22 protein-coding genes are annotated in these 19,610 nt (G+C 53.1%); 16 read left to right on the forward strand and 6 right to left on the reverse strand.

Annotated features, from left to right (window positions below; translation table 11 throughout):
* Nucleotides 1–6: 6 nt before the first annotated feature.
* The gene (locus MWU63_RS07840) at nt 7–351 is read right to left on the reverse strand and encodes a 5-carboxymethyl-2-hydroxymuconate Delta-isomerase (protein WP_247077487.1); all 345 of its coding nucleotides are present in this window, start codon (nt 349–351) and stop codon (nt 7–9) included.
* A 9-nt stretch (nt 352–360) separates the two neighbouring features.
* Complete coding sequence (locus MWU63_RS07845) at nt 361–1,119, reverse strand: N-formylglutamate amidohydrolase (protein ID WP_213889322.1); 759 nt, start codon at nt 1,117–1,119, stop codon at nt 361–363.
* Between the two features lie 135 nt (nt 1,120–1,254).
* Here MWU63_RS07845 and pyk point away from each other — a divergent pair, with 135 nt between their 5' ends.
* The 8 genes from pyk to MWU63_RS07885 all read left to right on the forward strand — a co-directional run bounded on the left by pyk (nt 1,255) and on the right by MWU63_RS07885 (nt 8,938).
* Complete coding sequence (gene pyk / locus MWU63_RS07850) at nt 1,255–2,700, forward strand: pyruvate kinase (protein WP_213889321.1); 1,446 nt, start codon at nt 1,255–1,257, stop codon at nt 2,698–2,700.
* A gap of 32 nt (nt 2,701–2,732) precedes the next feature.
* Nucleotides 2,733–2,957 (forward strand): hypothetical protein, encoded by a 225-nt coding sequence (locus tag MWU63_RS07855; RefSeq protein ID WP_213889319.1) that lies wholly within the window; start codon nt 2,733–2,735, stop codon nt 2,955–2,957.
* A gap of 113 nt (nt 2,958–3,070) precedes the next feature.
* Nucleotides 3,071–3,271, forward strand: a complete 201-nt coding sequence (rpmI, locus tag MWU63_RS07860; protein ID WP_213889314.1) for a 50S ribosomal protein L35 — start codon at nt 3,071–3,073, stop codon at nt 3,269–3,271.
* A 12-nt stretch (nt 3,272–3,283) separates the two neighbouring features.
* Complete coding sequence (rplT, locus tag MWU63_RS07865; protein ID WP_213889312.1) at nt 3,284–3,646, forward strand: 50S ribosomal protein L20; 363 nt, start codon at nt 3,284–3,286, stop codon at nt 3,644–3,646.
* A gap of 181 nt (nt 3,647–3,827) precedes the next feature.
* Nucleotides 3,828–4,901 (forward strand): phenylalanine--tRNA ligase subunit alpha, encoded by a 1,074-nt coding sequence (gene pheS / locus MWU63_RS07870; RefSeq protein ID WP_213889310.1) that lies wholly within the window; start codon nt 3,828–3,830, stop codon nt 4,899–4,901.
* Between the two features lie 64 nt (nt 4,902–4,965).
* Nucleotides 4,966–5,901 (forward strand): arginine deiminase family protein, encoded by a 936-nt coding sequence (locus tag MWU63_RS07875; RefSeq protein ID WP_247077494.1) that lies wholly within the window; start codon nt 4,966–4,968, stop codon nt 5,899–5,901.
* Nucleotides 5,902–6,009: 108 nt separating this feature from the next.
* On the forward strand, nt 6,010–8,421 hold the full coding sequence (pheT, locus tag MWU63_RS07880) for a phenylalanine--tRNA ligase subunit beta (protein ID WP_213889302.1): 2,412 nt from the start codon (nt 6,010–6,012) through the stop codon (nt 8,419–8,421).
* Between the two features lie 70 nt (nt 8,422–8,491).
* The gene (locus tag MWU63_RS07885; protein ID WP_213889300.1) at nt 8,492–8,938 is read left to right on the forward strand and encodes a YtoQ family protein; all 447 of its coding nucleotides are present in this window, start codon (nt 8,492–8,494) and stop codon (nt 8,936–8,938) included.
* 7 nt (nt 8,939–8,945) lie between these two features.
* Here the strand turns inward: MWU63_RS07885 and MWU63_RS07890 are convergent, their stop codons facing one another.
* On the reverse strand, nt 8,946–9,668 hold the full coding sequence (locus MWU63_RS07890; protein ID WP_213889299.1) for a glutathione S-transferase N-terminal domain-containing protein: 723 nt from the start codon (nt 9,666–9,668) through the stop codon (nt 8,946–8,948).
* Nucleotides 9,669–9,816: 148 nt separating this feature from the next.
* On the opposite strand from MWU63_RS07890, the gene mscL reads away from it, so the two are divergent.
* Nucleotides 9,817–10,197 carry a large-conductance mechanosensitive channel protein MscL gene (mscL, locus tag MWU63_RS07895; protein WP_213889296.1) on the forward strand — a complete coding sequence of 127 codons (381 nt, stop codon included), beginning with the start codon at nt 9,817–9,819 and terminating at the stop codon, nt 10,195–10,197.
* A gap of 58 nt (nt 10,198–10,255) precedes the next feature.
* Here mscL and ald read toward each other — a convergent pair whose 3' ends face one another.
* Entirely contained in the window at nt 10,256–11,368 is a 1,113-nt protein-coding gene (gene ald, locus MWU63_RS07900; RefSeq protein ID WP_213889294.1) for an alanine dehydrogenase, read from the reverse strand.
* A gap of 139 nt (nt 11,369–11,507) precedes the next feature.
* Between ald and MWU63_RS07905 the strand changes: the two genes are divergently transcribed.
* Entirely contained in the window at nt 11,508–11,966 is a 459-nt protein-coding gene (locus MWU63_RS07905) for an Lrp/AsnC family transcriptional regulator (RefSeq protein ID WP_213889292.1), read from the forward strand.
* Nucleotides 11,967–12,113: 147 nt separating this feature from the next.
* Here the strand turns inward: MWU63_RS07905 and rpsU are convergent, their stop codons facing one another.
* The gene (gene rpsU, locus MWU63_RS07910; protein ID WP_213889290.1) at nt 12,114–12,320 is read right to left on the reverse strand and encodes a 30S ribosomal protein S21; all 207 of its coding nucleotides are present in this window, start codon (nt 12,318–12,320) and stop codon (nt 12,114–12,116) included.
* A gap of 114 nt (nt 12,321–12,434) precedes the next feature.
* Between rpsU and MWU63_RS07915 the strand changes: the two genes are divergently transcribed.
* The 5 genes from MWU63_RS07915 (at nt 12,435) to MWU63_RS07935 (ending at nt 17,952) form a co-directional block, all read left to right on the forward strand.
* A complete protein-coding gene (locus MWU63_RS07915) occupies nt 12,435–13,130 on the forward strand; it encodes a COQ9 family protein (RefSeq protein WP_213889288.1) in 696 nt (231 codons plus the stop codon).
* Entirely contained in the window at nt 13,127–14,116 is a 990-nt protein-coding gene (locus tag MWU63_RS07920) for an NAD(P)H-quinone oxidoreductase (RefSeq protein ID WP_247077497.1), read from the forward strand. Before MWU63_RS07915 ends, MWU63_RS07920 begins: the two co-directional genes overlap by 4 nt.
* A gap of 99 nt (nt 14,117–14,215) precedes the next feature.
* Entirely contained in the window at nt 14,216–16,225 is a 2,010-nt protein-coding gene (locus MWU63_RS07925; protein ID WP_213889285.1) for a hydantoinase/oxoprolinase family protein, read from the forward strand.
* 368 nt (nt 16,226–16,593) lie between these two features.
* Nucleotides 16,594–16,998 (forward strand): cytochrome c, encoded by a 405-nt coding sequence (locus tag MWU63_RS07930; RefSeq protein WP_213889284.1) that lies wholly within the window; start codon nt 16,594–16,596, stop codon nt 16,996–16,998.
* A gap of 147 nt (nt 16,999–17,145) precedes the next feature.
* On the forward strand, nt 17,146–17,952 hold the full coding sequence (locus tag MWU63_RS07935; protein ID WP_213889283.1) for a DUF6782 family putative metallopeptidase: 807 nt from the start codon (nt 17,146–17,148) through the stop codon (nt 17,950–17,952).
* Between the two features lie 14 nt (nt 17,953–17,966).
* Here MWU63_RS07935 and MWU63_RS07940 read toward each other — a convergent pair whose 3' ends face one another.
* Nucleotides 17,967–18,596 carry a ribonuclease T2 gene (locus MWU63_RS07940; RefSeq protein ID WP_213889282.1) on the reverse strand — a complete coding sequence of 210 codons (630 nt, stop codon included), beginning with the start codon at nt 18,594–18,596 and terminating at the stop codon, nt 17,967–17,969.
* A 124-nt stretch (nt 18,597–18,720) separates the two neighbouring features.
* Between MWU63_RS07940 and MWU63_RS07945 the strand changes: the two genes are divergently transcribed.
* Nucleotides 18,721–19,464 (forward strand): cell cycle transcriptional regulator TrcR, encoded by a 744-nt coding sequence (locus MWU63_RS07945; RefSeq protein ID WP_213889279.1) that lies wholly within the window; start codon nt 18,721–18,723, stop codon nt 19,462–19,464.
* The last annotated feature ends 146 nt before the right edge of the window (nt 19,465–19,610 follow it).

Below are 19,610 nucleotides of genomic sequence, written 5' to 3' on the forward strand. Positions count from 1 at the left end.
CTCTGTTTACAGGACGCGTTTCGCGTAGGTTTCGCGGTCAATGTCTTTGATGTCGACTGTCAGACTTCCGACATCAGGCAATGTGGCGTCGAGCGCTTTTAAAATCAAGTTTGTTAGGCGCGCCTTTGATTCCGTGTCACGCCCTGACAGAAGGCGAACGGTGGCATGGGCAAAGCTTTGCGGCTCCTGGCCAATATACACATAGGGGCAAGGCAGTGCCCGCACCTTGACTGCGCCAGTGTCCGGGAAAATTCCATTGTCACACGCCACTTTGAAAAGTTTTTCACATAGCGCCTGCATGTCATGCGATTGATCGAGTGTAGCGGAATATTCAACAACAATATGCGGCATCGTTTCTTTCTATAGGCCGGTCTCGGCAAGAACTTCCTGAAGGATTGGTGCCAGCCTTTCCGCCCAAGCCACCTGTTGTTCGTCGGTCCGGATTAGGTCGTTACGGATTTCGATCAAAACGTTCGGGTGGCCATTGTCGATTGCGTGCCGATCAATCGCATCACCGGGCAGGTGCCCGCCATAGGGCTCATTTGCACCAATGCAAAGATCAGTTTCTTTGCTCAGACGGTCCAGCAATGGCAGCGCAAGACGTGTGTCATCAGCATAGAGAAGCCCGACGTGCCATGGACGTGGCGAGCGCCCGCTCAGCTGAGGTGTAAAGCTGTGGATTGAAAGGATCACCGGTGTCTCACGGGACGCAATCAATTTGGTCAACGCGTCGTGATACGGGCGGTAATAGGCGTTGAGACGACGCTCGATTTCCTCTCCGTCTGCATGGCGGTTGGCTGGAACAATTGTCCCGTCGTAAAGCTTCATCAAAAGCGTCGGGTCGTCTTCGCCCCGATTCGGGTCAATCACGAGGCGCGAAAAGTTGCTTAGAATTGCAGGCGCATTCAGCAGCTCTGCCAGGGCCCATGTAACACCAGCGGCCCCAACATCATACGCAATGTGGCGCGCCATATCTTCGGAGGGCAGGCCAAGATCACCTCCGCCGACTTCTGCTGGTACGGTGTTGGTTGCATGGTCACAAGTGACGACCCAGCGCGCGGGGCGGTCTGCGCCGATGATGTGAAACGGGTGGTAGTTGGCTGGTTGGTGATACGTCATGATTCTGTTAAAAATTTCGGCTCATTCTCTTTACGCAATGCGTTTGAAAAGCGCCAGTTGTCACGTTGCTGATTTTGCGCCATATAAGGTGCCGGCTCACCAGACATGACACACTAATACAAGGAACGGGGCAATATGAGGCGCCTTCGAAATGTTAAGATCGTGGCTACACTGGGCCCGGCATCGAATGACTACGAGACAATAAGGGCACTGTTTGAGGCAGGTGCCGATGTATTCCGCCTGAATATGAGCCACGGGGACCACGAAGAAATTCGGGCACGTCACGCCATAATTCGGCAAATTGAAAAAGACTTGGGTAGACCCATTGCAATTCTGGCTGACCTTCAGGGGCCAAAACTACGCTGCGGTGTTTTCGCAAACGAGGAAGAAGAGCTTGAGGTGGGGCAGACGTTCCGTCTTGATCTTGACGACAAACCAGGCGATGCGAACCGCGTTCAGCTTCCGCACAAGGAAATCTTTGACGCGCTTGAACCAGGTGCAAGCCTTTTGGTCAACGACGGTAAGATTCGCTTGAAGGTAGATACCTGCGGTGCAGATTTCGCAAACTGCAGCGTAGTCGTTGGCGGGACAATTTCAAACAGAAAGGGCGTGAATGTCCCTGATGTGGTGTTGCCGCTGGCTGCGTTGTCGAAAAAGGACCGCGCAGATCTGGAGTTTGTCTGCGATTTGGGCGTCGATTGGCTGGCGTTGTCTTTTGTGCAACGTCCTGAAGATGTCGAGGAAGCGCGAGAACTGGCTAAAGGCAGGGCTGCGATCTTGTCGAAGATTGAAAAACCTTCCGCGGTCACTGCATTTACAGAAATTTTAGCAGCCTCTGACGGGATTATGGTTGCGCGGGGCGATCTGGGCGTAGAATTGCCGGTCCAAAATGTACCGCCTATTCAGAAACGTCTGGTTCGGGCGTGCCGAGCAGCGGCAAAACCCGTTATCGTGGCAACACAAATGTTGGAAAGCATGATCGAAAGTCCGGTGCCTACACGGGCAGAGGTTTCTGACGTTGCAACCGCAATCTATGAAGGCACAGATGCGATTATGCTGTCAGCTGAATCGGCGGCGGGGAGTTACCCGGTCGAGGCGGTGATGACGATGAATAACGTCGCCATAGAGGTAGAGTGTGATCCGACGTATCGCGAAGTGATTGAGGCAAGTCGCAAGGCAGACCGTAAAACAATTGCGGATGGCATTGTTGCTGCGGCGCGTGAAATTGCAGAAACGACCGATATCAAGGCGATCTGCTGTTTCACGCAATCGGGTACAACTGCGTTGCTTGTCGCGCGTGAACGGCCTCGCGTGCCGATCATTGCTTTAACGCCGTTGGAACGTACAGCCCGGCGTCTGTGTTTGAGCTGGGGAACCAACTGCGTTCGAACCGGAGAAGTTGACAGATTTAAATCTGCAGTTGTAAGTGCTGCTCGCGCTGCACGCAAAGGTGGCTATGCGACTGAAAAAGACCAGATTGTTGTCACTGCAGGGGTGCCATTCAACATACCGGGAACAACAAATATCCTGCGTGTCGCACCTTGCGAGGAAAGGTTGATTTTTCGTACCGATCCGGAATAGTGTTTCCATGATTGAGCCTTAGGGGGCGCGACGTGGACTCTGATCTGTTTCTTGTATTTGGCCTTGTTCTGGCCGGGCTTGCTTTTCCATCGCTTATTAATGCGTTTTCTGAAAGTCGCGCACCAAAAGCAGCGTTTTTCTTGTTCGCGGTCAGCGGCGTGATGATTGCTATTGCGATTTTTCAGAAACCCAGCGGCTACAGCTTCCAGGATATCCCGGCAGCTTTTGTTCGGGTCTTTTCGATGATGGTGAACTAGCGATTTTTCACTTGTAACTAAGGCTATTGGCGCATATACGGCGCTCTCTGACTGCGCGACCGGCCAAGTTGGCATGCCGAGTCGCGTCTGAACCGCTTAAAGAGGAGACGGAAATGCCGAAGATGAAGACAAAGTCGAGCGCTAAGAAGCGCTTTAAAGTGACAGCTTCCGGAATGGTCAAAGCTGGTCAGGCAGGCAAACGCCACGGCATGATCAAACGGACAAACAAGTTTCTCCGTAATTCACGCGGGACAACCACCCTGTCCGCACCTGACGCGAAAATCGTCAAGTCCTACATGCCATACGATCGCTAAGGAGAAGCCGATATGTCACGCGTTAAAGGTGGTACCGTAACCCACGCCCGTCACAAGAAAATCATCAAAGCCGCTAAAGGTTATTATGGTGCCCGTAGCACAAACTACCGCACCGCAACCCAGGCTGTTGATAAAGCAAATCAATATGCAACCCGCGACCGCAAGAACCGCAAGCGCAATTTCCGTGCTTTGTGGATCCAGCGGATCAACGCAGCCGTGCGCAGCCATGATGAAGCACTGACTTATTCTCGCTTCATCAACGGTCTTTCGCTGGCCGGGATCGAAGTCGACCGTAAGGTTCTGGCTGATCTCGCCGTGCACGAGCCTGAAGCGTTTACAGCCATCGTCGATAAGGCGAAGGCCGCGCTCGCGTAAGAACCCCGTTCTTTCGGGACATGATTTAGCCGCGAGCCCGTGATCGGGACTCGCGGCTTTTCTTTTTAAACACCTTCGCTTGCCTGCAGCCAGTCTTCCTCTCAAATCTCACAGAGAAACAGCAACGGCTTGAACTCCGGCAATCTTGTGGTAGCACGTGCGAAACAAACTGGAGGATCGGATGGACGATCTGAGGCAAAAGTATCTGGATGCAATCGCCGGGGCGGCAGATGAGGCGTCGCTGGAAGATTTGCGCGTGCAAGCCGTGGGTAAAAAGGGCGAAGTTGCGCTGAAAATGCGCGAGCTTGGCAAGATGACTCCGGAAGAACGGCTTGTCGTCGGACCAAAGCTGAACGCACTGAAGGACGAGATCAACTCAGCACTAGCAGCGAAAAAAGCAGGGCTTGCCGATAAGGCGCTTGATGAACGGCTTCGCACAGAATGGCTTGATGTTACACTGCCTGGTCGCGGCAGACGTGAAGGCACCATTCATCCGGTGTCCCAAGTCACCGAAGAAGTTGCTGCGATTTTCGCCGATATGGGATTTACCGTTGCCGAAGGCCCGCAGATTGAAAATGACTGGTACAATTTTGATGCGCTGAACATCCCGCCGCATCACCCAGCGCGGCAGGAATTTGATACGTTTTACATGCACCGCGCTGCCGATGATGACCGTCCGCCACATGTGTTGCGGACCCACACAAGCCCGGTTCAGATCCGTGAGATGGAAAAGACGGGTGCGCCCATCCGGGTGATCGCACCGGGGCGGGTGTACCGTTCGGATTATGACCAGACCCATACACCGATGTTCCATCAGATCGAGGGTATGGCAATTGGCAAAGACATCTCTATGGCAAACCTCAAATGGGTACTGGAGGAATTCTTTGCAGCGTTCTTTGAAATTGACGGTATCAAAACCCGCTTTCGCGCGTCGCATTTTCCGTTCACGGAACCTTCGGCCGAAGTGGACATTCAGTGTTCCTGGGTTGATGGGCAGTTGCGTATCGGTGAAGGCGACGACTGGATGGAAGTGCTTGGTTCCGGCATGATGCACCCCAAGGTGCTGCAAGCTGGTGGCGTTGACCCGGACAAATGGCAAGGCTTTGCCTTTGGAATGGGGATCGACCGGATCGCGATGCTGAAATACGGCATTCCGGACCTTCGCGCGTTCTTTGACAGTGATCTGCGCTGGTTGCGCCACTACGGGTTCAGCGCGCTTGATATGCCAACGCTGCACGGTGGCCTTAGCCGCTAAGAATGCTTGACTCATAACTCTGAACCGCTGACGCTCTGTCCGAAACATCGACAGGGGGTCAAGCATGGATCAGCGCGTTGCAGCATCAGAATTTCAATTGCGGAGCCGGCGTGAAGGCGGCGGCACATCCAAGCTGAACGCCTGGGGTGCGGATTCTGACTATGGGGTTTTGCGCTCGGTCCTTCTCGGCCCAATCGAAAACTATAAATGGCTGGAAACAAGCTCTGTCTCCAAAAAATCGTTGCGGCGCGGGGTGGAATTCAACCTGGACACTGCCAAGGCACAGTTTGCGGAAATGGTGTCTGCTTATCAGTCCGCCGGGGTAGAGGTGCATTCCCACGCAGGTGATCCGCATCTGCCCTATCAGGTCTACGCGCGCGACAGTTCTATCATGACGCCCTACGGCGCGATCATCACCAACATGGCGCAGTGGTGGCGGCGCGGCGAAAACTTTCGCGCGATCGAAACCTATCAGCGCCTTGGCATCCCGATTTACGACTACATAACCGCAGGCACCTTCGAGGGTGGCGATTTCAACGTGATTGAACCCGGTTGCGTGCTGATCGGCTGGGAAGGGAATGAAGGCCGCAGTCAGGAACAGGCTGCACTGCAATTGCAAGGCTGGTTCGAGGCGGAAGGCTGGGAAGTGAAACTGGCCGACATCGACCCCTTTTATGTGCACATCGACATTATGGTGGTGATGCTGGCGCCTAAACTGGCTGCCGTATGTCTGGACTGCACCGACCCCGAGATCGTGAAATGGCTGCGCGCAAAGAATATAGAGATCATCCCGGTACCGTTTCAGGAAACCATGGAGCTTGGCTGTAACGTCGTCGCACTGGGTGACGACAGGGTTCTTTTACCCGAGGGTTCCAAAACGCTGAAGGCCGCGCTGAAGGCGCATGGTTTTGCGGTTTATGACCCTGATCTGTCGATGATCACCCAAGGCGGCGGCGGTGTTCATTGCATGTGCCAAAGCCTGATCCGTGATCCGGGCTAAGCGGGCCTTTTCGTTCCCGGTAATATCCGTTAAACGCACGGGGAACTTTGGACAGGTTGAACGCCTGCCATGATAAATATTGCTCGAAGAGCATGCGGAGACCGATTTATGAAATTCACACTCTCCTGGCTGAAAACACACCTCGATACCGAGGTGCGCCTTGATGACATCGTTTATGCCCTCACTGATCTTGGTCTTGAGGTGGAAGAGGTAATGAACCCTGCGAATACGCTGGGCGCGTTTACCCTTGGCTATGTGAAATCGGCAGAGAAACACCCCGATGCTGACCGGCTGCGCGTGTGTCAGGTGGAAACCGATGAAGGTGTGAAACAGATCATCTGTGGTGCACCAAACGCGCGCGAAGGTATTACCGTTGTTGTCGCCAAACCCGGCACCTACGTGCCCGGCATCGACACCACCATTCAGATCGGCAAAATCCGCGGCATCGAAAGCCACGGCATGATGGCGTCAGAGCGTGAAATGGAACTGTCTGACGAGCACGATGGGATTATCGAGCTGTCAGGCGGCACCGTTGGTCAGAAATTTGTCGACTACCTTGCAGAAACTGATCCGGCCAAAGTGGACCCCGTGATTGATATTGCGATTACACCAAACCGTCAGGATGCGCTGGGTGTGCGTGGTATTGCGCGTGATCTGGCAGCGCGTGGTCTTGGTACATTGAAGCCCGCACCAACAGCCAATGTGGCAGGCACATTCGACAGCCCGATCACTGTCAGCATTGACGATGATACCCGCACAGACGGTTGCGAGGTTTTCATGGGTCGCCTGATTAAAGGCGTGAAAAATGGCCCAAGCCCCGAATGGCTGCAAAAATGGCTGCGGGCGATTGGGCTGCGGCCAATCTCGGCGCTTGTTGATATTACAAACTTTTTCACCGTGGATCAGAACCGCCCTCTGCACGTTTTTGATGCGGACAAAGTGCAGGGCAACCTTCGGGTGCATCGCGCGAAAGGCGGCGAAACCCTGACAGCATTGGATGAGAAGGACTATACCTTGTCTGAAGGTATGGTCGTGATTTCGGATGACAATGGTATCGAAAGCATTGCCGGTATCATGGGTGGATTGCACACCGGTTGCACCACTGAAACCCAAAATGTGTTTCTTGAAGCTGCTGTCTGGGACACGATCCAGATCGCAAAAACTGGACGGGTGCTCAAAATCAATTCCGATGCGCGGTATCGGAACGAACGCGGGATCGACCCCGCGTTTAACGCTCTGGCGATTGAGCTTGCGACGCAGATGATACTCGATTTTTGCGGTGGCGAAGCCTCAAACGTTGTGGTTGCAGGTGAGGTGCCCGATACCTCGCGGGCTTACAAGCTTGATACGGATCGCGTGCAATCGCTTGTTGGTATGGAGATTGCTGCCGATACGCAGCGCGAGACACTCACAGCACTTGGCTTCAGGCTTGATGGTGACATGGCGCATGTGCCGAGTTGGCGGCCTGATGTACAGGGCTCCGCCGATCTGGTGGAAGAGGTGGCGCGCGTCGCCTCGCTGACCAAACTGGAAGGACGGCCAATGGCGCGGGCTTCGGTTGGGGTGCCCAAAGCCATTCTGACCCCGATGCAAAACCGCGAAAGCATGGCGCGGCGAACGTCTGCGGCGCTCGGCTACAATGAATGCGTGACCTATAGCTTCATCGATCAGGAAAGTGCCGCATTGTTTGGCGGTGGTGACACTGCAACGATGCTGGACAACCCGATTTCCAGCGAGATGAGCCATATGCGTCCCGCACTTTTACCCGGATTGCTGCAAGCGGCTGCACGTAATCAGGCACGTGGGTTCATGGACCTTGCGTTGTTTGAAGTAGGGCCAGCGTTTCATGGTGGTGAGCCCGGGGAGCAGCATCTTTTAGCAACAGGTATTTTGGTTGGCCACACAAACGCGAAAGACGTGCACGGCAGCCGCCGCCCCGTCGATATTTATGATGCGAAAGCGGACGCCGAAGCGGTGCTTTCAGCGATCGGCGCACCCGCAAAAGTACAGATATTGCGCGGTGTGCAGGATTTCTGGCATCCGGAGCGTAGTGGCAAGATTTGTCTGGGACCTAAAAAGGTGCTGGCGGTCTTTGGTGAAATTCACCCTAAAGTACTGGCTGCGATGGATGTAAAAGGCCCTGCTGTCGGCTTCACCGTGTTCCTCGAAGAACCACCCTTCCCTAAAAACAAATCTGCGACCCGTTCAGCATTGGCCATCAGCGACCTTCAGGCAGTAGAGCGTGACTTTGCCTTTGTCGTTGACAAGGATGTTGAAGCGCTGGCGCTGGTGAATGCCGCCGCTGGCACCGATAAGGTGTTGATTGAAAGCGTTCGGTTGTTTGACGAATTCACAGGCGAAAAGGCCGAGGCGCAGCTGGGAGAAGGCAAGAAATCGCTCGCGATAACGGTGCGGTTGCAACCCAAAGACAAAACCCTTGCCGAGAAAGATATCGAGGCGGTTGGACTGAGGATCGTTGAGAAAGTCGCCAAGGCAACGGGCGGTGTTTTGCGCGGATAGGCTTTGTGCCTCCGGCGGGGATATTTTTAGGAAAAAGAAAGGGGTAACCCCCTTTTAGGGAGAACGCGAGATGCTGAAGGTTTATCTGTCAGGTGAAATTCATACCGATTGGCGCGAGCAGATCATTGAGGGGGCGGCAAAGCTGGATGTTAGTTTTGACAGCCCGGTGACCGATCATGAATCATCTGATGATTGTGGTGTTGCGATTCTGGGGGCCGAGCCAAACAAGTTCTGGTATGATAACAAAGGCGCAAAAGTGAATGCGATCCGTACCCGCAAAGGAATTACGGATGCAGACGTGGTAGTTGTGCGGTTTGGTGAAAAATACAAACAGTGGAACGCAGCCTTTGACGCAGGATACGCCGCCGCACTGGGCAAATCGCTGATTGTTCTGCATGGGCCGGATCACAGCCATGCGCTTAAAGAGGTTGACGCGGCTGCCCTGGCTGTTGCCGAGGAGCCGCGTCAGGTTGTTGAAATACTGCGTTACGTTTTGACCGGCAGCTTGCCGGGCTGAACCTTATCTACGCAGCAGTCGTTATGATTTCTTCACGCGGGGGCTGAACAAACCCGGCCTGAACGGCAGGCCGTTCCAAAAAGCGATCAAGGTATGCAGGTATGTTTTTGAGAGTGTCCCAACCTACCGCTTCACCAGCTTCGTAAAAATCACGCACGGTACGCAGCCAGGGTGCAATGGCAATATCGGCAATGGAGTAGGTGCCGGAAATCCAGCGTCTACCTTCGAGTTGCCGGTCAATCACGCCAATAATGCGTTTGGATTCGTCAATGTAACGTTTTGCCGGGCGAGGATCATCGATTTCCGACCCTGCGAATTTGGTAAAATATCCCATTTGGCCAAACATTGGCCCAACGCCGCCCATTTGAAACATTAGCCATTGCAGAACCTGATAGCGCCCAGCTGTGTCAGCCGGAAGAAGCTTGCCCGATTTCTCTGCAAGGTAAATCAGGATCGCGCCACTTTCGAACAAGCCAATTGGTGCGCCGTCTGGGCCATTCGGATCTACAATAGCCGGGATCTTGTTGTTTGGGTTGAGTGACAGGAATTCAGGGCTTTTCACATCGGCATCTGAAAGCGTGATCCGGTGAGCCTCGTATGGCAGGCCTATCTCTTCGAGCATGATTGATGCTTTTACCCCGTTCGGGGTGGGGAACGAATAAAGCTGCAATATTTCGGGATTTTCGGCGGGCCAACGCTTTGTAATTGGGAAGTTGCCAAGCGCGTTCATGTTAAATCTCCTTAATTCACTTAGGGGGAGATGTAGGTATGAATTCCCCGAGACCTACTCGAATTTACTAGCGATATGTGCATAGTTGCCGTGCGCAGGCGAACAGAACCAGAAGACCGGCGCACCGAACAGGACAAGGGATGCAAATATGTTAAATGAGTTCAAAGATTTTATCGCCAAGGGCAACGTCATGGACATGGCCGTTGGAATCATTATCGGTGCGGCGTTCACCGCAATTGTCGGGTCGCTGGTGGCTGACCTGATTAACCCGATCATCAGTTTGTTTACAGGTGGTATCGACTTTTCCAGTATGGGTGTAAAACTGGGCGAAGGCGAAGATGGCGCTGTATTTGCTTATGGCAATTTCATTATGGCCATCATCAATTTTCTGATTATCGCATTTGTTGTCTTCATGCTCGTCAAAGCAGTAAACAGCGCAAAGAAGAAAGAAGAAGAGGCACCAGTGGCTGATCCGGGCCCCAGCGAGCTGGATGTCCTTATGGAAATCCGCGACTCGCTCAAAAAGTAAGCCTCCGATGAAAAACGGCCAGCAGAATAAGCTGGCCGTTTTTCATTATTTATCTGTTTTAAAGAACAGAACTGGCGTCCACTGTCTCAAGGCCAAGTGCCTCTCCGACGGCTGCATAGGTGAGTTTGCCAGCATGCACGTTCAGACCGTTCAGCAGGTGCTTGTCGTCTGCACAGGCTTTCTTCCAGCCTTTGGTCGCAAGAGCCAGCATGAATGGCAACGTGGCGTTCCCAAGGGCAATGGTTGACGTACGGGCCACTGCGCCAGGCATATTTGCAACGCAATAGTGCATGATGCCATCAACATCATAAATCGGATCCTGATGCGTTGTTGCGTGCGATGTCTCAAAGCAACCACCCTGATCAATTGCCACGTCGACAATTGCAGCACCCGGCTTCATTTCAGACAACTGCGCACGTGAAATCAGTTTTGGTGCAGCCGCACCATGAACGAGCACGGCCCCAATAACCAAGTCAGCCTGACGAACAAGTTCGATCGTGCTTCCTGCGGAGGAATACTGGTTCTTGAACAAGCCGCCAAAGACATCATCAAGATAGCGCAAGCGAGGCAGAGACCGATCAAGCACAGTCACATCCGCGCCCATACCGGCAGCGACCTTTGCTGCATGTGTGCCAACGACACCACCACCAATAACGACAACGCGTGCCGGACCAACACCAGGTACGCCACCCATCAAAACACCACGCCCACCATTGGCCTTTTGCAGCGTCCACGCCCCAACTTGTGGCGCGAGCCGCCCGGCAACTTCGGACATCGGGGCAAGCAGCGGCAGACCACCCCGGTCATCCGTCACTGTTTCATATGCGATACAAGTCGCGCCGCTTTCGAGAAGGTCTTTGGTTTGCGCGGGGTCAGGGGCGAGGTGCAGATATGTGAAGAGCAACTGCCCTTCGCGTAGCATTTTACGCTCTACAGGCTGAGGTTCCTTGACCTTTACGATCATGTCTGCGGTGGCAAACACTTCCTCTGCGGTGCCAAGAATACTGGCGCCAACAGCGACATAATCTTCGTCGCTAAAACCTGAACCGACACCGGCACTTGTTTCAATGACAACGCTGTGGCCGCGGCCTACGGCCTCTTGTGCTGCATTTGGTGTGATGCCAACACGGAATTCCTGTGGTTTGATCTCTTTTGGGCAACCGATTTTCATGGGGTTCTCCTCCCTGTCTAACTGCTTGCCATATTGTCGAGGTTTCAGCGCAATTGTTTGGGAAAAACAATGATGCAAATCATTATTTTTCGATGTATCATCTAAAATATTATACTTTTTTGAAAGAAAAATGCGCGTTATGAGCTTGGACAGCATAGATCGTCGTATCCTGATTCAGTTACAAAAGACCGGACGTATGTCAAATTCTGAACTGGCGGAGCGGGTCAATCTTTCGGCTTCTGCGTGCCACCGCCGTGTGCAGCGGTTAGAGACGGATGGCTACATAAAAGACTATGTTGCACTTCTTGACCCGCGCAAACTGGGTCGGCCGACCACCGTTTTTGTGGAAATTACGCTTTCGGGGCAGGCAGATGAAGTTCTTGACGCATTTGAACGTCAGGTTGCCAAAATACCCGATGTTCTGGAATGTCACCTTATGGCAGGCACCGCTGATTATTTGTTGAAAGTAGTCGCGCTCGACACTGAAGATTTTGCTCAGATTCACCGCCGCTATCTCGCGCGCCTTCCCGGGGTTGCGCAGATGCAGTCTAGCTTTGCGTTGCGCACGGTTTGCAAGACAACGGCTTTGCCAGTCTGACCAAACCTTTTTCCTTAAATATCCCCGCCGGAGGCTCCGGCGCTTGCAACACGTGTTGCCTTAGGGATACAAAAAACCCCCGGGGCGAGGCCGCGGGGGTCATTAAGTGGCAACCGAAGCTACCCAGGTTCACAAAAAAGCGGACGCTTAGAGCATTCCCTCGCGCTGTGCTTTTTTCCGAGCCAGCTTGCGAGCACGCCGAATTGCTTCGGCTTTCTCACGTGCTTTTTTCTCGGACGGTTTTTCGTAAGCTGTACGGAGTTTCATCTCGCGAAAGACACCCTCGCGTTGCAGCTTTTTCTTCAGGGCACGAAGCGCCTGATCGACATTGTTGTCGCGAACACTGACCTGCATGTGGTTTTCACCACCTTTCTAAGTTTGAGTTTGCAAAAATTGCAGGAAGCCGCCGTATAGCAAAGCGGTGCAGACTTGTCTACTACTGGAACAGACCCAAGATTGAGACTGAAAATGCAAAACAAAAATCCAATAATTGACGACTTGCTCGCCGCTGCTTTGCCCCATGTTGCCTTTGATGGGTGGAGCGATGCAACCTTCAAGGCCGCAGCGGATGATGTGGGTGTGGATATCTCGCTTGCGCGTTCACTGTGTCCAAGGGGGGCTGTCGATCTTGCGATCGCCTTTCACAAAGCGGGTGACGCGGCAATGGTGGAGCGTCTGGGTACAGAAGATCTTACTGACCTGCGATTTCGGGATAAAATCGCCGCTGCGGTGCGTTTCAGACTGGAAGCTATCGATGACAAAGACCTTGTAAGGCGCGGTTCCGCATTGTTTTCACTACCGCAGTATGCGGCGGATGGTGCGAAACTGATTTGGGGGACTGCAGATGCGATATGGATGAAGCTCGGTGACAGTTCAGACGATGTGAACTGGTATACGAAACGCGCAACGCTTTCCGCGGTATACGGCTCGACCGTTCTGTTCTGGCTTGGGGATGAAACACAAGGTCACACTGCGACTTGGGCGTTTTTGGATCGTCGGATCGAAGATGTAATGCAGTTTGAAAAATTTAAAGCCACTATGCAGAAAAACCCGTTGATCAGCCGGATGTTTGAAGCGACTTTAGGTCGGGTTCGCGCACCTGCTGCGCGCCCGATGCAAGATGTACCCGGCCAATGGGCTGATGATGTGAAAGAGACTCCATGACGCTTCCTGACACAATGCGCGCCGTAGAAATAACTACGCCCGGCGGCCCCGACGTTCTGAAACTGACAAACCGTCCCACTCCTGTGCCGAAATATGGTGAGATATTGATTCGCCTTAATTATGCTGGCGTGAACCGCCCGGATGCGTTGCAGCGGGCCGGAAGTTATGCGCCGCCGCCGACAGCAAGCGATCTGCCGGGTTTGGAAGGTGCAGGCCATGTTGCAGCGATTGGTGAAGGTGTCAGCGAATGGGCCGTGGGCGACGAAGTTTGCGCCCTGTTGCCCGGTGGCGGGTACGCCGAGTATGTGAAAACACCAGCAACCCATGCGCTTCCCGTGCCAGAGGGTATGGGTATGAAAGAGGCGGCCTGCCTGCCGGAAACATTTTTCACCGTCTGGTCCAACGTTTTTATGCGCGGCGGATTGTGTGCTGGGGAACGCTTTCTCGTCCATGGCGGGTCTTCCGGTATCGGCACGACAGCGATTCAGCTCGCGAGTGCCTTCGGTGCTCGGGTTTTTACAACAGCCGGGTCAGAAGAAAAATGTGAAGCCTGCCGCACTCTCGGCGCGGAGCAGGCCGTAAATTATAAAGAAAACGATTTTGTCGAAGTTCTGCGTGCAGAAGGCGGGGCGAACCTTATCCTTGATATGGTGGGCGGGGACTACATCCCACGCAATGTAAAGGCGCTGGCGGACGAAGGACGTTTGGTTCAGATCGCGTTCCTGACGGGACCGAAGGTTGCCCTTAATTTCGCGCAGATTATGATGCGGCGTCTTGTTTTGACTGGCTCGACCCTCAGACCTCAGTCCGACCTTGCGAAAACACGGATCGCAGAAGAACTGCGAAATCAGGTTTGGCCATTGCTTGCATCGGGCCGTGTAGCGCCTGTCATGGATTCCGAGTTTCCACTCGCAGAGGCCGCCAAGGCACATGCGCGGATAGAAAGTTCTGGCCATATCGGAAAGCTCGTTCTGAAAATCTCCTGATCGGAATTGTCGGAAAACGGGCCTGCATGTCGGGTTTTCACCTGACTTTGGCTTGTGGATCGGGTTTTAACGCTGTGCGGACATGAAAAGGAAACGCATATGGCGTTGATGATGGGGATAGACACCGGCGGCACCTACACAGACGCGGTTCTGCTCCGTGACGAGCGTGACGTGTTGGCCAAGGCCAAGTCGCTGACCACACGTCATGATCTGGCGGAAGGCGTCGGCGCGGCAATCGAACGCGTGATGGATGAAAGCGGTGCAAAGCCCGGTGACATCGCTATGGTTTCGCTTTCCACGACGCTTGCGACCAATGCGCTTGTTGAAGGGCAGGGTGGCCGTGTGGCGCTGGTTTTTATTGGATTCGACGAAAAAGATCTGGAGCGTCAGGGCCTTTCCGAGTCGCTGAAGGGTGATCCCGTCGTGCGCCTTGCCGGGGGCCATAATCATGCAGGTGGCGAAGTCTGCCTACTGGAAATTGAAACGCTGCGAGATTGGCTGAAACAGCACGGCACTCAGATTTCCGGGTTTGCTGTGGCAAGCGCCTTTGCAACCCGAAACCCGGCGCATGAACTAGCGGCGCAGGCTTTGATCAAGGATGTGACTGGCAAGCCAGTCTCCTGCTCGCATCATCTTTCTTCAAAACTAAATGGCCCAAAGCGGGCAATGACGGCCGTGCTGAATGCCCGGTTGATTGGCATGATCGACCATTTGATTTCTGCGACGGAAAATTTACTCGCCACACGGAGGGTCGATGCCCCGCTTATGGTTGTTCGTGGCGACGGTGCATTGATTTCTGCTGACATGGCGCGCGAGCGGCCAATTGAAACTATTTTGTCAGGCCCAGCCGCATCGATTGTTGGTGCAAGTTGGTTGACAGGAGAGCCGAATGCGCTGGTGTCTGATATTGGCGGTACCACGACAGACGTAGCGCTGTTGCGTGATGGCAAACCCATGATTGACCCCGCAGGGGCGCGTGTTGGGGCCTTCCGCACGATGGTTGAGGCGGTGGCCATGCGCACAAGTGGTCTTGGCGGTGATTCAGAATTGCATCTCCACAATAAGGGTTTGAAAGGTCGCCTCTTTCTTGGGCCGCAAAGGGTTGTTCCTGTTTCCCTTACGGCGCAAAACTGGCCAGACCTTGTCCACGACACCTTGGATCGACAATTGTCTTCTGAGGTGAATATGGAAACCGACGGACGCTTTGTGGTGCCTATCTTGCGCGCTGATCGTTCACTGGCCGGGTTATCTGAACGTGAAGCGGCGCTTTTGGCGAGGATCGGGGAAGAAGCGCGCGCACTTTCAGGTTTAATGCAAAATCGTATGGAGAATGCAGCCCTGAAGCGTTTGGTGGAACGTGGTCTAGTGATGATCTCGGCAGCCACGCCTTCTGACGCGAGCCACGTTTTGGGGCGTATGGATATCTGGGACAAAAGCGCAGCTGAAAAAGCGTTGCATCTGTTTGGTCGCAAGCGGACCAACACGGGAGACAGGCTTGCATCTGTTTCAACAGAACTTGCACAGGCGATTGTGGATCAGTTGACCGAGCAGACGTCAGTCTTGCTGCTTGAGACCGCATTTGCAGAAGATCCCGCTTTCAAGGGCGACCCGGCTGATTTGGCAGTGCATGAATTGCTAAAGCAAGGCCTGATTCTGCACAGTGGACTTGTCGCGACCGATGTGCGGTTAAACATTCCGGTCATAGGTTTGGGGGCGTCTGCCCATGCTTACTATCCCGCAGTTGGTGACAGGCTTCGCGCCCCAATGATTTTGCCTGAGCATGCGGAAATCGCGAACGCGCTGGGTGCGGTCGTAAGCCAGATCAGCATTCGCGAAACCGCGACAATAACATCCCCTTCAAAGGGTCAGTTCAGGGTGCATCAGACTGACGGTATAAAGGATTTCTCAAGCGAAACTGAAGCAATGCACTACGCGGAAGATCATTTAACCAAGCTTGCTAAACAAGGGGCAAAGACTGCTGGTGCAGAAGATTTGCATATTAGCATAGACCGCGACATTCGGCGCACTGGTGAAAGTGGTGCTGATGATTTTCTGGATGCAGACGTGACAGTTACTGTATCCGGACGGCCGAGAATCGCCGAAGGGTAGCTGATTTGGGATGGAAGGCTAGCCCATTGAAACAAGTGTCAAAATTCCTAAATTTGACTCTTTAAACCTGTGTTAGACAGAGGCGTTGTAAATTCGAGAGCATACACATTTAAAAAACTTGCAGACCAGTTGGTTGCCGGGGTCAGATCGCGAGCGACAGTTGCCAAATAAAGCCATCACTTCGATTGTCGATATTTTCTTATTGGAAATTTTTCTGCCTGTTTCGACCATAAACATTGATATTTATCAATGAGTGGGCCGCTTCCATCCATAGACTTGAACTGAGGGGGGTTGCTATAGCCCGAGAATCTGGCGCTTACCCCCTAGGGCCTGCTTGTCGCATGGCCGGTTTCGTAGGGAGAATTGTAATGAACGTTAGACCAATCGCCACCGCATTCCTGATAGCATCCGGAATGGCTCTGGCTGGTTCCGCAGGGGCCGATGAAGGTGGAATGAATGAATATATGCAGTCTTGCTCTGGCTGCCACGGACCAAACGCTTTAGGCGACGGAGAAATGGCAGAATTCATGACAATTAAAGTTCCGGATCTTACAATGTTGAAGCAGGGAAATGACGGCGTTTTCCCGATGCTGAGGGTAATCCATTCCATTGACGGTCGTACAGGTGTGCGCGGTCATGGTACTGAGATGCCGATCTGGGGCCTTCAGTACAAAGATGCGGTCATGGAAGATGCTGGGGTTTACGGTGCTGAAACGATTATTCGTGGTCGGGTGTTATCGATTGCTTATTATCTGGAATCTATCCAGCAATAGAGGTGAACGTTAAACTACATGCCGCCGTTTCGATCTTGCGAAGGCGCTGGAACCGGCGGCACCAACTTGGATTGCTCTGAGTCTACGTTTGCTTATCCAGTTCCCACAAAGTTTACTGCAAACCATAACAATTAGATTGTGGGGGCTATGCGTTTCGGAGTTTTAATTTTTTTAGCTGCCTGGCTTCCTGTCAGTGCTTCATTGGCAGATGGGCGTGAACGACAGCTTGCGAGTTGGCATCGCAATGCCAGCGAGAAATGTTTGATAACAGTTGATTCAAGCGCTGTCTCGCCAGACCAAACCAGATTAAGAACCGTGCTGGATATCATCGACAGCATTTATCCCGAGGGAAATCCTTTTCTAGATCTTGCAAGGGACCAGAAAACAGCAATCTGCATCGAAGATCGCTCGGCCCCGGAGCTCGGATTTTTCGATGCTGCACTGAATTTGATTGCTTTGCATTTTTCTCTAAACCTTGATGAAACGGTCGTGATTTTAACCCACGAGCTTCGTCACTTGGACCAGTATTCAAGGGGTTTTTGCCAATCGGCACGTTTTGATGTGAAGGAAGAGGTGCGCTTTACCTATGTTATTGAAGCCGATGCGATGGCCGTCACAGCACATGAAATCTGGAGAATGAAAGAATTGGGGTATTCAGGCCCTTGGTATGCCCTGGAACATCTTGGCCACTATAACGATGTCGCTCAATCTTATGCGGAGATTGCCGGCAACGATGGGACAGCAGATGCCGCTTTAACGGCAGCGTTTGATCAATGGTTTACGTCCGAGTGGCGGCGGGACACCTATGAATTGGCGACATGTATGTTCTACTACGACGAATTGGATCGCACGAATACAATACAGAGTTACGGATTGCGGTCTGACAGTCTTTTGCAGAACGTGTGCGTCTTACCGGATGGCAGCCGATACAAATGTGATTTGCCTGCGCGCTAGAATATAGTTTCTTGCTAACGCACAATTTCCATTATCGCACGCTCCATTGCGCAATCGCGTCTGGTATCGGGTCCGCATTTGCGGAATTCCATTTCGAGCGTCATGCAAATGCGCGCTTCCTGTATGTAGCCGGACTCGCAGGTAATTGTAATCATCTCAGCGGTCAGATCAGGGTTGGATTGCAGAAACGCTTCCTCAACCACAGATGCAGGCAGGCGGATTGCATTAGGAAGACGCCGGAAAACAGGCGGGCGTGTGACAGATCGATATGCGCGGCGCGCGGCGGCGTAATAATCTTCAGAGGATAAACCCGAACAGCGGCCATGTTTCTGCCATTGGTGCCATGCAAGTCCGCCCGACCCCATGATGTCTGTCATTGCACGGGTTTGTCTGCGGGATGGGTTGCGAAAACGACTGTTGCAGAAGCTCGGCCAGCCATTTTCGTATTGCGGCCAGAGACCGTGCATAATCCATCCATAGTCGTGTCTTGCATCACATTGGTCAGCGTTTCGCGCATCACCCGCAAGCGCACACCAGTTTGGGGACCATGAAAGGGAAAGGATGTAATAGTCGAAAGTACCCGCTTGCTCACCCTCGGCCTTTGCAACGGTCGCAGTTAAGAGCAGCACAAACAACCAACGCATTTTCTCTTTCCTCTTTTGCTGTTCGGCACTATATAGCTCTCAAGTTCCCCTACAATGAGAACCCGTCCCGATCCGGGGCTGCCCCTTCAAGGGCGTGGGGAAGATGTGTTTAAGGAGAGAGTAAATGGCCAAACCGATCATGGCAAAAGCAACCGCCGTCTGGCTGGTGGACAACACGACCCTGACATTCAAGCAGGTCGCAGACTTTTGCGAGCTTCACGAACTTGAAGTACAAGGTATTGCCGATGGCGACGTGGCCGCGGGTGTCAAAGGTTTTGACCCGATTGCGAACAACCAACTTACTGCAGAAGAAATCGAAAAAGCCGAGAAAGACCCGAACCACAAGCTGGTCCTGAAATTTAATGCTGCAGCAGTCGGTGAAGAAAAACGCCGAGGGCCACGTTACACGCCGCTCAGCAAACGGCAGGATCGTCCTGCGTCTATTCTGTGGCTGGTCAAGTTCCACCCCGAACTGACGGATGGTCAGATTTCAAAGCTGGTTGGGACGACCAAGCCAACCATTCAGGCGCTGCGTGATCGCACCCATTGGAACATCTCCAACATCCAGCCGATCGACCCGGTCGCTTTGGGGCTGTGCAAACAGTCTGAACTTGATGCCGCTGTGCAAAAAGCAAATGCCAAGAAAGCACGCGAAGGCGAAGTGATGTCTGATGACGAACGTCGCAAGCTCGTAAGCACCGAACAGTCGCTGGGTACGGAAGCCGAGCCGCGCATGCCGTCTTCTATAGTCGGTCTTGAAACATTCTCGTTGACGGATGACCGCGAAGAAAAAGAAGAAGAGGCTGTTCCAGACGCTGACACCTTCTTCAACTTGCCCAATAATGATACGGATGAAGACGAAGACTGATCTTACCGGTTACTGAAAAATCGAGCTCCGGCGCTCTGGCTCCGGGGCTTTTTTTAGGCTGATTGACGACTGTCCAAACCCAGCAATTGAATATAAATCTGTATGTTGAAAATAGTTCTTGCAACGACTCAACCACAGCTCTAAAC

It is taken from the genome of Pseudohalocynthiibacter sp. F2068 (assembly GCF_023015645.1).
Taxonomy (GTDB): domain Bacteria; phylum Pseudomonadota; class Alphaproteobacteria; order Rhodobacterales; family Rhodobacteraceae; genus Pseudohalocynthiibacter; species Pseudohalocynthiibacter aestuariivivens.